11 protein-coding genes and 5 tRNA genes are annotated in these 15,218 nt (G+C 39.2%); all 16 read left to right on the forward strand.

Translation table 11 applies throughout. The features are described 5' to 3' along the window. The first annotated feature begins 14 nt into the window (after positions 1-14). The 16 genes from hpf (at position 15) to L2B55_RS06160 (ending at position 15,157) form a co-directional block, all read left to right on the forward strand. Positions 15-356: a ribosome hibernation-promoting factor, HPF/YfiA family gene (gene hpf / locus L2B55_RS06085; protein ID WP_237849672.1), complete on the forward strand. Its 342-nt coding sequence runs from the start codon at positions 15-17 to the stop codon at positions 354-356. Between the two features lie 437 nt (positions 357-793). Then, positions 794-866: transfer RNA gene (locus tag L2B55_RS06090), tRNA-Thr, on the forward strand. A gap of 26 nt (positions 867-892) precedes the next feature. Further along, positions 893-973, forward strand: a tRNA-Tyr gene (locus L2B55_RS06095). 70 nt (positions 974-1,043) lie between these two features. After that, positions 1,044-1,119, forward strand: a tRNA-Gly gene (locus L2B55_RS06100). An 83-nt stretch (positions 1,120-1,202) separates the two neighbouring features. After that, positions 1,203-1,274: transfer RNA gene (locus L2B55_RS06105), tRNA-Thr, on the forward strand. A 58-nt stretch (positions 1,275-1,332) separates the two neighbouring features. Continuing rightward, complete coding sequence (tuf, locus tag L2B55_RS06110) at positions 1,333-2,520, forward strand: elongation factor Tu (protein ID WP_103787696.1); 1,188 nt, start codon at positions 1,333-1,335, stop codon at positions 2,518-2,520. A gap of 56 nt (positions 2,521-2,576) precedes the next feature. After that, positions 2,577-2,647: transfer RNA gene (locus L2B55_RS06115), tRNA-Trp, on the forward strand. Positions 2,648-2,750: 103 nt separating this feature from the next. After that, a complete protein-coding gene (gene secE / locus L2B55_RS06120) occupies positions 2,751-2,948 on the forward strand; it encodes a preprotein translocase subunit SecE (protein ID WP_237849673.1) in 198 nt (65 codons plus the stop codon). Between the two features lie 14 nt (positions 2,949-2,962). Next, the gene (gene nusG / locus L2B55_RS06125; RefSeq protein WP_237849674.1) at positions 2,963-3,505 is read left to right on the forward strand and encodes a transcription termination/antitermination protein NusG; all 543 of its coding nucleotides are present in this window, start codon (positions 2,963-2,965) and stop codon (positions 3,503-3,505) included. Between the two features lie 128 nt (positions 3,506-3,633). After that, entirely contained in the window at positions 3,634-4,071 is a 438-nt protein-coding gene (gene rplK / locus L2B55_RS06130; protein WP_237849675.1) for a 50S ribosomal protein L11, read from the forward strand. Positions 4,072-4,101: 30 nt separating this feature from the next. After that, the gene (gene rplA / locus L2B55_RS06135; protein ID WP_237849676.1) at positions 4,102-4,800 is read left to right on the forward strand and encodes a 50S ribosomal protein L1; all 699 of its coding nucleotides are present in this window, start codon (positions 4,102-4,104) and stop codon (positions 4,798-4,800) included. Positions 4,801-4,803: 3 nt separating this feature from the next. Further along, entirely contained in the window at positions 4,804-5,331 is a 528-nt protein-coding gene (gene rplJ, locus L2B55_RS06140) for a 50S ribosomal protein L10 (protein WP_237849677.1), read from the forward strand. 64 nt (positions 5,332-5,395) lie between these two features. Further along, positions 5,396-5,773 (forward strand): 50S ribosomal protein L7/L12, encoded by a 378-nt coding sequence (gene rplL / locus L2B55_RS06145; protein ID WP_237849678.1) that lies wholly within the window; start codon positions 5,396-5,398, stop codon positions 5,771-5,773. A 168-nt stretch (positions 5,774-5,941) separates the two neighbouring features. Then, positions 5,942-9,748 carry a DNA-directed RNA polymerase subunit beta gene (rpoB, locus tag L2B55_RS06150; protein ID WP_237849679.1) on the forward strand — a complete coding sequence of 1,269 codons (3,807 nt, stop codon included), beginning with the start codon at positions 5,942-5,944 and terminating at the stop codon, positions 9,746-9,748. Between the two features lie 83 nt (positions 9,749-9,831). Next, on the forward strand, positions 9,832-14,106 hold the full coding sequence (rpoC, locus tag L2B55_RS06155; RefSeq protein ID WP_237849680.1) for a DNA-directed RNA polymerase subunit beta': 4,275 nt from the start codon (positions 9,832-9,834) through the stop codon (positions 14,104-14,106). Positions 14,107-14,203: 97 nt separating this feature from the next. Next, entirely contained in the window at positions 14,204-15,157 is a 954-nt protein-coding gene (locus tag L2B55_RS06160) for a Smr/MutS family protein (RefSeq protein WP_237849681.1), read from the forward strand. Positions 15,158-15,218 lie beyond the last annotated feature (61 nt).

Consider the following 15,218-nt stretch of genomic DNA (forward strand, 5'->3'; position numbering starts at 1 on the left):
AAAAAGGAGGATTTATGAAAATTCGTGTGCAATCCATTCGTTTCACTGCCGACATCAAATTAATTGACTTTATTCAACGCAAATTGGATAAACTCGATTCGTTTTTTGATCATGTGATAGACGGAGATGTTTTTCTGAGGCTTGATAAGGCTGAAGATGATGCGAACAAGATTGTAGAGATTAAAATTAATATTCCTGGGAAAGATCTATTTGTTAAAGAACAGCGACAAACATTTGAAGAAGCAACAGACATTGCGGTAGAATCATTGGCAAAACAATTAAAAAAACATAAAGAAAAACTAAAAACACATTCGGGGAAGGCAGATTCTCCGGTAGAATTAGAGCCTGAATTTTAATTTTGGGTTACAAAATGAAATAAAAAGAGGTCGGTAACCTTAGTTGCCGACCTTCTTTTTTGAAGTTTTTTAGATTTTAAACTTTGTCTATTTGGGGCAAAAGTGAGCGGATTGATCAACACTCAAAAAGTTCCGTGCATTTTTTTCTCCCTGACTATCAAATGCAAACGAAATTTGATTGAAAAAAAGATGAAAATATTCTTGCTATTTAGGTTAAAGTATTACTTTTGCAGCCGCTTCGGCAATGTTCTTTGAAGGTACAAAAAGTAGATTATAAGGTGTTTTAACGCCGATTTTTATGGTCTGCACTCAAACAAAAAATATTTTAAAATAAATTTTGATAGAGAATAAAAATTTGTACATTTGCAATCCCTTAACAAAACAGAAAGTGAAAGGGAAAAGAAAAAGAGAAAAGTTCTTTAAAATAATAAAATAAAGCCTCCTTAGCTCAGCTGGTAGAGCAACTGACTTGTAATCAGTAGGTCATTGGTTCGATTCCGATAGGAGGCTCAATAGACGGTGAAAACTGTCGGTCTGGGGAGGTTCCAGAGCGGTCAAATGGGACGGACTGTAAATCCGTTGCTTCGGCTTCGAAGGTTCGAATCCTTCCCTCCCCACACTAACAATGTTAAATGGTTGATTTTAGAAAACAAGGTTGACCATTTAATTTCTAAAAACAAATTACAAGCGGGAGTAGCTCAGTTGGTAGAGCGACAGCCTTCCAAGCTGTAGGTCGCGGGTTCGAGCCTCGTCTCCCGCTCCATTGTAATCCAGAGAGTTAACAGTTAGACGTTCTTTGTGTAAAGAAAGATACTCCTAGCGGTTAACCTTTGATTGTTAGATGAAGCCTTTGTAGCTCAGGGGTAGAGTACATCCTTGGTAAGGATGAGGTCATGGGTTCAAATCCCATCAAAGGCTCAGAATTAGTTCAGCTAATTTTTAATCAATTTATAAAACTACATTAAGTAAAAATAAAATGGCAAAAGAAAAATTTGACCGTTCCAAGGAACACTTGAACATTGGAACAATTGGTCACGTTGACCACGGTAAAACTACCTTGACTGCCGCTATCACTAAAGTATTAGCAGATGCAGGTTTGTCAGAAGCTCGTTCATTCGATTCTATCGACTCTGCTCCTGAAGAAAAAGAGCGTGGTATTACCATTAACACTGCTCACGTTGAGTACTCTACTGCTACTCGTCACTATGCACACGTTGACTGTCCAGGTCACGCTGACTATGTGAAAAACATGGTTACTGGTGCTGCTCAGATGGACGGAGCTATCTTGGTAGTAGCTGCTACTGATGGTCCTATGCCACAAACTCGTGAGCACATCCTTCTTGCTCGTCAGGTAGGTGTACCTAAAATTGTTGTATTCATGAACAAAGTAGACATGGTTGACGATCCAGAATTGTTAGACCTAGTTGAAATGGAAATTCGTGAATTATTATCATTCTACGAATTCGACGGTGATAATACCCCAGTTATCCGCGGTTCAGCTCTTGGTGGTTTGAACGGTGACGCTAAATGGGTTGCTACTATCATGGAATTGATGAATGCTGTTGATACTTTCATTCCTGTTCCACCACGTTTGAAAGATCTTCCTTTCTTGATGCCTGTTGAAGACGTATTCTCGATCACTGGTCGTGGTACTGTTGCAACTGGTCGTATCGAGCGCGGTGTAATCAACTCAGGTGATCCAGTACAAATCATTGGTATGGGTGCAGAAGATTTGAAATCAACTGTAACTGGTGTTGAGATGTTCCGTAAGATCTTAGATTATGGTGAAGCTGGTGATAACGTAGGTTTGTTATTACGTGGTATTGAGAAAACTGATATCCGTCGTGGTATGGTTATCGTGAAACCTAACTCAGTAACTCCTCACGCTGACTTTAAAGCTGAGATCTACGTATTGAGCAAAGCTGAAGGTGGTCGTCACACTCCATTCTTTAACAAATACCGTCCTCAGTTCTATTTCCGTACAACTGACGTAACAGGTGAGATTACACTTGAGCCAGGAGTAGAAATGGTAATGCCAGGTGATAACGTTACTATCAACGTAAAACTAATCAGCGCAATCGCTATGGAAAAAGGTCTTCGTTTCGCTATCCGCGAAGGTGGTCGTACCGTAGGTGCTGGTCAGGTAACTGAAATTGTTAAGTAATTAACAAAATATATTAATCAGCAGCGATTGGCTCGCTAGTCGCTGCTGTTATTTTAACGAGTGTAGTTCAAGGGTAGAATAGCGGTCTCCAAAACCGTTGATGGGAGTTCGAATCTCTCCACTCGTGCAAGATGTAAGGTTAATAGTTTTTGTATTGGTTTCTTTAACTTTGTTAAGAAACCGGTAAATTGCTATTAACCATTCATTGTATCTATATTAATGTAGTTAGCATGAGCAAAGTAATAGAATACATCAAAGAATCTAAAAACGAGTTAGTAAATCATGTAACATGGCCTACTACCAGTGAGCTGTTTAACAGTGCAATGGTTGTTCTTGTTGCTTCAGGAATTATGGCAGCCGTAGTATTTGCTATGGATGAAGCTTTTGGCCAATTGGTACTTGGTTCGTTTTATGATTTATTCTCTTAATTCGGAGGGTTGGAATGAGTGATCAATTAAAATGGTACGTCGTAAGAGCTGTCAGCGGTAAAGAGAAAAAAGTAAAGCAGTACATTGAATCTGAAATTAACCGCTTAGGCATTAATCACCTAGTTCCGCAGGTACTTATTCCTATGGAGAAGGTGTACCAGATGCGTAATGGCAAAAAAATTGCTAAAGAACGTAATTTTTTCCCAGGCTATGTGTTAATTGAAGCTCAGCTTGATGGTGAATTAGAACACGTTATTAAAAATATTAACAGTGTAATTGGCTTCTTGGGTGACAAAGATGGAACTGCTATTCCTTTGCGTCAGTCTGAAGTGAACCGTATCTTAGGTACTGTTGACGAAATTACTACACAGGGTGAAACAACTGGTGTTCCGTATTATGTTGGTGAAAATGTGAAAGTGATGGACGGACCGTTTAATGGCTTTACCGGTGTTATTGAAGAGGTTAACGAAGAGAAGAAAAAACTTAAGGTAATGGTTAAAATCTTCGGCAGAAGAACGCCTCTTGAGCTTAATTACATGCAAGTAGAAAAAGAATAATGTAAATATTTGATAATGTGGCGCAAAAGAATTACTTTTGCGCCTCATTAATTTTTACATTAATGAAAATACAAATGTTACTTATTGCTTCCACAATTGTTTAACATTTATTAACTAACAAACGAGACATGGCAAAAGAAGTTAGTGCGCTTGTTAAATTGCAAATCAAAGGTGGTGCAGCCAACCCTTCACCTCCAGTAGGACCTGCTTTAGGTGCTAAAGGGGTGAATATCATGGAGTTCTGTAAGCAATTCAATGCTAGAACCCAAGATAAACCGGGCAAAGTACTTCCTGTTGTAATTACAGTTTATGCCGACAAGTCGTTTGATTTTATCATTAAAACTCCTCCAGTAGCTATTCAGTTATTGGATGCGACTAAACTTAAAAGCGGATCGGCTGAGCCTAACCGTAAAAAAGTAGCTAACGTTACCTGGGATCAGGTTCGTGCTATCGCAGAGGATAAAATGCCTGACTTGAACGCGTTTACTATTGAATCAGCAATGTCAATGGTTGCTGGTACAGCACGCAGTATGGGTATCACCGTATCAGGTGAGCGTCCATTTTAATTAAATTATTAAATTATTAAGGGTAAAACAGTGGCAAGATTAACAAAAAATCGTAAAAAAGTATTATCCCTGATTGAGAAGGATAAAGCTTACTCTTTACAGGAAGCCTCTGCCTTAGTAAAACAGATCACCACTACCAAGTTCGATGCTTCGGTTGATTTAGATATTCGTTTGGGTGTTGACCCTCGTAAAGCTAATCAAATGGTAAGAGGTATCGCCGTGTTACCACACGGTACCGGTAAAACTGTTCGTGTATTGGTACTTTGTACCCCAGACAAAGAACAGGAAGCTAAAGATGCTGGTGCTGACTATGTTGGCTTGGATGATTATATTACTAAGATTGAGCAAGGTTGGACTGATGTAGATATCATCATTACCACTCCTGCTTGTATGGCTAAAGTAGGTAAGTTAGGCCGTGTTTTAGGTCCACGTAACTTGATGCCAAATCCTAAATCAGGTACTGTAACTAACGAAGTTGGTAAAGCAGTAACTGATGTTAAAGGTGGTAAAATTGATTTCAAAGTAGATAAAACAGGTATTATCCACACTTCAGTTGGTAAAGCTTCGTTTTCTCCTGAAAAAATCTACGAAAATGCGTTAGAAGTAATTCAAACCATTGCTCGTTTAAAACCATCGGCAGCAAAAGGTACTTACTTTAAGAGTATTCACATGTCGAGCACAATGAGTGCAGGCATTCATGTTGAAACTAAATCTGTAGCGGGAATCTAAGACATGAACAGAGAAGAAAAAAATGTAATCGTTCTCGATCTTAAGGAAAAGATGGAGGCGTACGGTAGTTTTTACATTACCGATACTTCAAATCTAACTGTTGCTAAGATTAACGCGATCAGAAGAAAATGTTTCGAGAGAGGCATCACATTCCAAGTAGCTAAAAATACCTTGATTCAAAAGGCAATGGAAGCTACCGGAGTTGATTACAGTCCTTTATTCGCAGCATTGAAAGGTACTTCTGGTGTTATGTTTTCTAATACAGGAAACGTTCCAGCAAAACTGATCAAAGAATTGCGTAGCGAAAAGGGTGCTGAGAAACCAATCTTGAAAGGTGCTTCAATTGAACAAGCTTTCTTCGTTGGTGACAATCAGTTAGATACGCTTACTGCTATTAAATCTAAGCAAGAGCTTATCGGTGATATTATCGGCTTATTACAATCACCTGCTAAAAATGTGGTTTCTGCATTACAATCTAGCGGTGGCAAGTTAGCTGGTATTCTTAAAACATTATCAGAGAAAGGTGAGTAAGCTACCTGTTTAGTGCTTACAGAGTAATTTTAATTAGTATTTAAACTATCAAATTTTTATAAAAATGGCAGATTTGAAAGCGTTTGCTGAACAATTAGTAAACTTAACAGTTAAAGAAGTTAACGAGTTAGCTCAAATTTTAAAAGACGAGTACGGTATTGAGCCTGCTGCTGCTGCTCCTGTAATGGTAGCTGGTGCTGCTGGTGCTGCTGCTGCTGTTGAAGAAGAAAAAACTTCTTTTGATGTAATTCTTGCTGACGCAGGAGGTCAAAAATTAGCAGTTGTTAAGTTAGTTAAAGATCTTACTGGTCTTGGTTTGAAAGAAGCTAAAGACTTAGTAGACGGCGCTCCAAAACCTTTAAAAGAAGGTGTTGCTAAAGACGAAGCTGAAGCTTTGAAAAAGCAATTAGAAGAAGCTGGAGCTAAAGTTGAAATTAAGTAATAACTTAGTTCACATATTATAGGATAAGACTCTTCCCAAAAGGAAGAGTCTATTCCTGTTTTTATTAGTTTTATTAAATTTACGCAAACTCATTGATAATGAGTACGTTATCAATGCTTAAACGATGTTTGAAACCTTTAATAGTTTTCACTCTCAAAATTTATTCCCTTGGCAAACAACACTAATAATTCGCAAAGAGTAAGTTTCGCTACAAGTAAGCACGTATTGGATTATCCTGATTTTCTGGATGTACAATTGGAATCATTCCAACAGTTTTTCCAGTTAGATACCACAGCCGATGATCGTCATACAGAAGGCTTGTTTAAAGTATTTAGCGAAAACTTCCCAATTTCCGATTCTCGAGGCATCTTTGTTCTTGAGTTTTTGGATTATTTCATTGATCCGCCTCGTTACGATATACAAGAGTGTATTGAGCGTGGCTTGACTTACAGCGTACCATTAAAGGCCAAGCTGAGGTTATATTGTACCGATCCGGAGCATGAGGATTTTGAAACAATTGTACAGGATGTGTATTTAGGTACCATACCGTACATGACGCCAAAAGGTACATTTGTGATCAATGGTGCTGAGCGTGTTATTGTATCTCAGCTTCACCGTTCACCGGGTGTTTTCTTTGGTCAAAGTCGCCATACCAACGGTACTAAATTATATTCAGCCCGTGTAATTCCATTTAAGGGTTCATGGATTGAGTTTGCTACCGACGTAAACAACGTAATGTATGCTTACATTGACCGTAAGAAGAAGTTTCCGGTAACCACGTTGCTACGTGCCATTGGATATGATTCAGATAAAGACATTCTTGAATTGTTCGACCTTGCTGATGAAGTTAAGGTTAGCAAATCAGGTTTGAAAAAATATGTTGGCCGTCGTTTAGCGGCTAGGGTTTTACGTAAATGGGTAGAAGATTTCGTAGACGAAGATACCGGTGAAGTGGTATCGATTGATCGTAACGAAGTAATTCTAGAACGTGAAACTATTCTTGAAGAAGATCATATCGACTTGATCATAGATGCTGGCGTTAAGTCAATTATTTTGACTAAAGACGACGTTACAACTGCTGATCATGCTATTATATACAATACGCTTCAAAAAGATACTTCAAACTCTGAAAAAGAAGCTGTTGAGCACATTTATCGTGCATTACGTAACGCCGAACCACCTGATGAAGAAACTGCTCGTGGTATTATTGAGCGTTTATTCTTCTCAGATAAGCGTTATGATTTAGGTGATGTAGGTCGTTACCGTATTAACCGTAAATTAGGTTTAACAACAGATGAAGAAACCAAAGTATTAACGAAGGTGGATATCATCGAAATTGTTAAATATCTGATTCGTCTGATCAATGCTAAAGCTGAGGTTGATGATATCGACCACTTGTCAAATCGTCGTGTTCGTACTGTTGGAGAGCAATTGTACGCACAATTTGGTGTTGGTTTAGCTCGTATGGCCCGTACCATTCGTGAGCGTATGAACATTCGTGATAATGAGGTGTTTACGCCTACCGATTTGATCAATGCTCGTACCCTTTCGTCAGTGATCAACTCATTCTTCGGAACTAATCAGTTATCACAGTTCATGGATCAAACCAATCCTTTGGCTGAAATTACGCATAAGCGTCGTTTGTCAGCTTTAGGTCCTGGTGGTCTTTCTCGTGAGCGCGCTGGTTTCGAGGTTCGTGACGTTCACTATACACACTACGGTCGTTTATGTACTATTGAGACTCCTGAGGGTCCGAACATCGGTCTTATCTCGTCTCTTTGTGTTCACGCAAAGATCAATAACTTAGGTTTCATCGAAACTCCTTACCGTAAAGTAGTTGAAGGTAAAGTGGTTGTTGATGAACCTGTTGTTTACATGAGTGCTGAAGATGAGGATGGTAAAACCATTGCACAGGCTAATGCACAGTATGATGATAAAGGTAATTTCTTAACTCCTAAAGTGAAATCACGTTTTGAAGGTGACTTCCCTGTAATCGAGCCGGAGAAAATTGACCTTATTGATATTGCACCTAACCAGATCACCTCAATTGCTGCTTCGTTAATTCCATTCCTTGAGCATGATGACGCCAACCGTGCATTGATGGGATCGAACATGCAACGTCAGGCCGTTCCATTGTTACGTCCTGAATCTCCAATTGTAGGTACTGGTCTTGAGGGACGCGTTGCTTCAGACTCTCGTACTTTGATGAATGCTGAAGGTGACGGTGAAGTTGTTTACGTTGATGCAAACAAAATTACCATTCGTTATGATCGTACTGAAGATGACCGTTTGGTTTCTTTTGATGGTGACGAAAAAACTTATTCGTTGACCAAATTCAAGAAAACCAACCAGAGTACTTGTATCAACTTGAAACCAATTGTTAAAAAAGGTCAGAAAGTTAAAAAAGGACAGGTACTTACTGAAGGTTATGCAACTCAAAATGGTGAGTTAGCATTAGGACGCAACTTAAAAGTAGCGTTCATGCCTTGGCAAGGTTTCAACTTCGAGGATGCGATTGTAATTTCTGAGCGTATTGCTCGCGAAGACATCTTTACTTCATTACACATTGAAGAATTCGAATTAGAAGTTCGTGATACAAAACGTGGTGAAGAAGAATTAACTCCGGATATTCCTAACGTTTCAGAAGAGGCTACTAAAGACCTTGATGAAAACGGTATCATCCGAATTGGTGCTGAAGTTAAAGAAGGCGATATCCTTATTGGTAAAATCACTCCAAAAGGTGAGTCTGATCCTTCCCCAGAAGAAAAATTATTACGTGCAATCTTTGGTGATAAAGCCGGCGATGTGAAAGACGCTTCATTGAAAGCATCCCCTTCTATCAGCGGTGTTGTTATCGATACTAAACTATTCTCTCGTGCTAAAAAAACATCTAAAAATGATGAGAAAGCACAGTTAGAGAAATTAGATGCACGTCATAATAATAACAACGCGAAGTTAAAAGATACGTTAGTAGAGAAATTATTTGAATTAGTTAACGGCAAAACATCACAAGGCGTTTACGACAATTACAAAGAGTTGTTAATTGCTAAAGGAGTGAAATTCACTCAGAAAATGTTGGTTGAGCTTAACTATGAGAATATCAACCCTAACAAGTGGACAACTGATAAGGATAAAAATGACCAGATCAAGTTGTTGCTTCATAACTACGGTATTAAAGTGAACGAAGAGCTTGGAGATTACCGTCGTCAGAAATTCGCTATCAGCGTTGGTGATGAGTTACCTTCAGGTATTGTTCAAATGGCTAAGGTTTACGTGGCTAAGAAACGTAAATTGAAAGTAGGAGATAAGATGGCAGGTCGTCACGGTAACAAGGGTATCGTTGCCCGTATTGTTCGTGATGAAGATATGCCATTCCTTGAGGATGGAACTCCGGTTGACATAGTGTTGAACCCACTTGGTGTACCTTCTCGTATGAACTTGGGTCAGATTTATGAAACCATCTTAGGATGGGCTGGTAAAGAGTTGGGCATTAAGTTTGCCACCCCAATTTTCGACGGTGCAACTCATTCAGAAGTTGAAGATTGGATTAAGAAAGCTGGCATTCCAGAATCAGGTAGAACTTACTTGTACGATGGTTTAACAGGTGATCGTTTCCACCAACCAACTACAGTAGGTATTATCTACATGCTGAAATTGGGTCACATGGTTGACGATAAGATGCACGCTCGTTCTATCGGTCCTTACTCACTTATTACTCAACAACCATTGGGTGGTAAAGCGCAGTTTGGTGGTCAGCGTTTCGGTGAGATGGAGGTTTGGGCACTTGAAGCATTCGGTGCAGCAAACATTCTTCAAGAGATCCTTACCGTTAAGTCTGATGATGTTATTGGCCGTGCTAAAACTTACGAAGCCATTGTTAAAGGTGAAAACCTTCCAACGCCAGGTGTGCCTGAGTCATTTAATGTATTGGTACATGAGTTACGCGGCTTAGGTCTAGACGTAACACTTGAATAATATTGAATGAATGAATGATAGAATGGGTTAATTCTCATTCTATCATTCTCTAATTCTATCATTCTCTCATTCAAAAAAAGAATATGTCGTACAAAAAAGAAAATAAGATCAAAAGTAATTTTACCAAAATTACGATCAGCCTTGCTTCGCCTGAGAACATCTTAGAACGTTCAAGTGGTGAGGTATTAAAGCCGGAAACGATCAACTACCGTACATACAAACCTGAACGTGATGGTTTGTTCTGCGAACGCATTTTCGGTCCTGTGAAGGATTATGAGTGTGCCTGCGGAAAGTATAAGCGTATCCGTTATAAAGGTATTGTGTGTGACCGTTGTGGGGTTGAAGTTACCGAGAAGAAAGTACGTCGCGAGCGCATGGGCCATATCAATTTGGTTGTGCCTGTAGCTCACATTTGGTACTTCCGCTCATTGCCAAATAAAATCGGTTATTTGTTAGGTCTTCCTACCAAAAAACTTGATTTAATTATTTACTATGAGCGTTACGTGGTAATTCAACCAGGTATTAAAGCTCAAGATGGTATTCAATATCTTGATTTCTTAACTGAAGAAGAATATTTAGATATTTTAGATACTCTTCCGAAAGAAAATCAATATTTAGACGATAAAGATCCGAATAAATTTGTCGCTAAAATGGGTGCTGAAGCTCTTCAGGACTTATTGGGCCGTTTACAATTGGATCAATTATCATATGATTTGCGTCACCAGGCGGCAAACGAAACTTCTCAGCAACGTAAAAATGAAGCGTTAAAACGTCTTCAAGTTGTTGAAGCGTTCCGTGGAGCACAAGCTAACATTGAGAACCGTCCGGAATGGATGATCGTTAAGATTGTTCCTGTAATTCCTCCTGAATTACGTCCATTGGTTCCATTGGATGGTGGTCGTTTTGCAACTTCAGACTTGAACGATTTATATCGTCGTGTAATCATTCGTAACAACCGTTTGAAACGTTTGATCGAGATTAAAGCTCCTGAGGTGATTTTACGTAACGAAAAACGTATGTTGCAGGAAGCTGTTGACTCGTTATTCGATAACTCACGTAAAGTGAACGCTGTTAAAACTGAAGGTAATCGTGCTTTAAAATCTCTTTCAGATATTTTGAAAGGTAAGCAAGGTCGTTTCCGTCAGAACTTATTAGGTAAACGTGTTGACTATTCTGCTCGTTCAGTAATTGTTGTAGGTCCGACCTTGAAATTACACGAATGTGGTTTACCTAAAGACATGGCTGCTGAGCTATTCAAACCATTTATCATTCGTAAAATGATTGAGCGTGGTGTGGTAAAAACAGTAAAATCAGCCAAGAAAATTGTTGACCGTAAAGATCCATTGGTGTGGGATATCCTTGAGAATGTATTGAAGGGTCACCCTGTATTACTAAACCGTGCTCCTACACTTCACCGTTTGGGTATTCAGGCATTCCAACCAAAATTAGTAGAAGGTAAAGCAATTCAGTTACACCCATTAGTGTGTACCGCATTCAACGCCGACTTTGACGGTGACCAGATGGCCGTGCACTTACCATTAGGTAATGCGGCAATTTTGGAAGCCCAAATTTTGATGCTGGCGGCACACAACATTTTGAACCCTGCAAACGGTACTCCTATTACGGTACCTTCGCAGGACATGGTGTTGGGTCTGTACTATATTACAAAAGGAAGAAGATCTACACCTGATCGTAAAGTTCGTGGTGAAGGTTCGATATTCTATAGCCCAGAAGAAGTTCGTATTGCATTAAACGAAAATCGTATTGATTTGCATGCTTGGATTAAGGTAAAAGTTAATCATAAGGATGAAAATGGCGAGATCGTTAACGGGCTTCTTGAAACTACTGTAGGCCGTGTAATTGTTAATGAATTTACTCCTGAAGAGACAGGATTCATTAACGAGTTATTAACCAAAAAATCACTTCGTGATATCATTGGTAATATCGTAAAAGTTACCGGTATGGCTCGTGCTGCTAAATTCCTTGATGATATTAAGGAACTAGGATTCCAAATGGCATTTAAAGGTGGTTTATCGTTTAATTTGAAAGATGTAACCATTCCTGAAGAAAAAGCTATTTTGTTGAATCAGGCACAAGAAGAGGTAGATGAGGTAATGAACAACTATAACATGGGTTTCATTACCAACAATGAACGTTATAACCAGATCATCGATATTTGGACCCGTATCAACTCGCGCTTAACTGATCACTTGATGAAGCAATTAGCTGCGGATAACCAAGGTTTCAACTCTGTTTACATGATGTTGGACTCAGGAGCCCGTGGTTCTAAAGAGCAGATTCGTCAGTTGTGTGGTATGAGGGGTCTGATGGCAAAACCACAAAAATCGGGTTCAGGTGGTGAGATTATCGAAAACCCAATTCTTTCAAACTTTAAAGAAGGTTTGTCGGTATTGGAATACTTTATCTCTACCCACGGTGCTCGTAAAGGTTTGGCCGATACGGCGTTAAAAACTGCCGATGCTGGTTATTTGACTCGTCGTTTACATGACGTAGCTCAAGACATGGTTGTTTCAGAGCCTGATTGTGGTACTTTACGTGGTGTACTTACTTCTGCATTGAAAGATAATGAAGAAGTAGTGGAGCCATTATATGACCGTATTTTGGGTCGTGTATCTCTGAATGATGTTATTGATCCAATGTCAGGGGAAACTTTGGCATATGCTGGTGAAGAACTCACTGAAGATGTTTCTCAACGTATTGAAGACTCAGCTGTTGATGCTGTTGAGATTCGTTCAGTACTTACATGTGAATCTAAGCGCGGAACATGTGCTAAGTGTTACGGCCGAAATCTGGCAACCGGTAAACTGGTTCAAATTGGTGAGGCTGTAGGTGTAATTGCTGCTCAATCAATCGGCGAGCCTGGTACACAGCTTACACTTCGTACCTTCCACGTGGGTGGTACTGCTTCTAACATTGCTGCTGAATCACAAATTACTGCTAAGTTCCCAGGTAAATTGGAGTTCGAAAACATTCGTACTGTTACCTTAAAATCTGATGATGGCGAAATTGAAGTAGTATTAGGCCGTTCAGGTGAGGTTCGTTTAGTTGAAGAACACTCTGGCAAAGTGATTATGACCAATAACATTCCTTATGGTGCTCACTTGTTTGTTCAAGATGGCCAAAAGGTAGAAAAAGGTAGTGTAATCTGTAGCTGGGACCCTTATAACGCAGTAATCGTTTCTGAATATACTGGTAAGGTTGAGTTCGAAGCAATCGTTGAAGGTGTTACCTTCCGTGAAGAGTCAGACGAGCAAACTGGTCACAAAGAGAAAGTTATCATTGATAGCCGTGATAAAACCAAAAACCCTGTTATCCGCATTGTAGGAAAAGATGGTGAAAAAGGTTACAGTATCCCAGTGGGTGCTCACATTGCGGTTGAAGAGGGTGATAAAGTATCTTCGGGACAAGTTCTTGTTAAGATTCCTCGTTCAGCAGGTAAAACCCGAGATATTACCGGTGGTCTTCCTCGTGTTACTGAATTGTTTGAGGCTCGTAACCCTTCTAACCCTGCTATCGTTACTGAAATTGACGGTGTGGTTACGTTGGGAGGTGTTAAACGTGGTAACCGTGAGATTATTATCGAATCTAAAGACGGTGAAATTAAGAAATACCTGGTATCATTATCTAAGCACATCCTTGTTCAGGATAATGACTTTATTAAAGCGGGTATGCCATTGTCAGACGGGTCGATCAGTCCTACCGATATCCTTGCAATCAAAGGTCCTGGTGCTGTACAAGAATACCTTGTAAATGGTGTTCAGGAGGTTTACCGCTTACAGGGTGTGAAAATCAACGATAAGCACTTTGAGGTTATCGTTCACCAAATGATGCAGAAGGTGTTCATTGAAGATCCGGGAGATACTCGTTTCTTAGAGAAAGAAGCTGTTGATAAACTTGACTTTATGGACGAGAATGATAGCATGTTCGATAAGAAAGTGGTTGTTGATCCGGGAGAATCAACTTCAGTGAAAAAAGGCCAGATCATTACTGTTCGTAAACTGCGTGATGAGAACTCGATCTTGAAACGTCGTGATATGAAGTTAGTTGAAGCTCGCGATGCAGTTGCGGCTACATCAAGCCCTGTGCTTCAAGGTATCACTCGCTCTTCATTAGGTACTAAGAGCTGGATTTCAGCGGCTTCCTTCCAGGAAACTACTAAAGTACTAAACGAAGCAGCCATTGCAGGTAAGACTGACTACATGTTAGGCTTGAAAGAAAACGTGATCGTTGGTCACTTAATTCCTTCAGGTACAGGTATGCGTGATTACGACCGTATGATTGTAGGTTCTCGTGAGGAATACGAAAAATTACTTGCTTCTAAAGAAGATGAAGACTAGTCTTTAACAAGTAATTGATAATATAAAGCGCGATTTCGAAAGAAGTCGCGCTTTGTTTTTAGCAACTGATTACCTTTGCATTTCAATATTCAAACTAATGAAATTTAAACTCGGTGACTTTGTTCGTTTTGTTGATGAACGAAGAGAAGGATATATTACTAAAATTATTGACGGTCAAACGGTAGGTGTAACAGGCGATGATGATTTCGAAATACCAGTTTTGGTAACGAAAATTACCCCAGTACATGGTACTCACTTAGATGACGAGGAAAAGCCTGCATCAACTTTTATTGCTGAACCGATTGCAATAAAAGACTTTGTAAAGCGTGGGATTTACTGGGCCATAGTGGATGATGCAAAAGCAAAATCGGTTGTCCATTTACACATTATAAATGATACTTCTTACCAGCTTTTGATAAGTGTTGTTGGTGAACAAAAACAACAGTTTAGAGGTGTTTTTTCAGGGATGATTGATTCGAATTCAATTGATAAAATTTGTTCTCTTTCTCTGACAGAGCTTGATTCATGGCCCAAACTGATTGTTCAGGTTATTTTGCATACCTCAACTAATTTTAAACCTGAGTTACCAATAAATAAAGAGTTCAAGTTTAAAGCCAAAGATTTTAGTGGTACAAAAAAGGCAATCTTGTCATTAAATAATGTTAATGGATGGTTATTTCAGATCGATGACCCTGAGTTAGTTATTGATGCAGTTAAATTGAAAGAGAGCTTTTTTAAAGCTTCAGAGGAGAAGCCTAAAATAGAGAAAGCTTCGTCAGAAGTTGATTTGCATATTGAAAAGCTACGTGATGATTTTCATTTTCTGAAGAATGCTGAAATTTTGAATATCCAGCTTGAACGTTTTCATAAGAGTTTAGACGCTGCAATAGTTGATCGATTACCCGCCATTGTTTTTATTCACGGAATTGGGAACGGTACATTAAAGCATGAATTGTACAAAGTTTTAAGTAAGCATCCGCAAGTAAAAACATTTATGGATGCCGGAAGGGATAAATATGGCTATGGAGCCACCAAAGTAATTCTGAAATAAAGTCTAAACGCTGGTAGTTTCAATGGGACATATACTTATATTTGATCGTTAAAGATTACTA

The sequence above is a fragment of the Solitalea lacus genome (assembly GCF_022014595.1).
GTDB lineage: Bacteria > Bacteroidota > Bacteroidia > Sphingobacteriales > Sphingobacteriaceae > Solitalea > Solitalea lacus.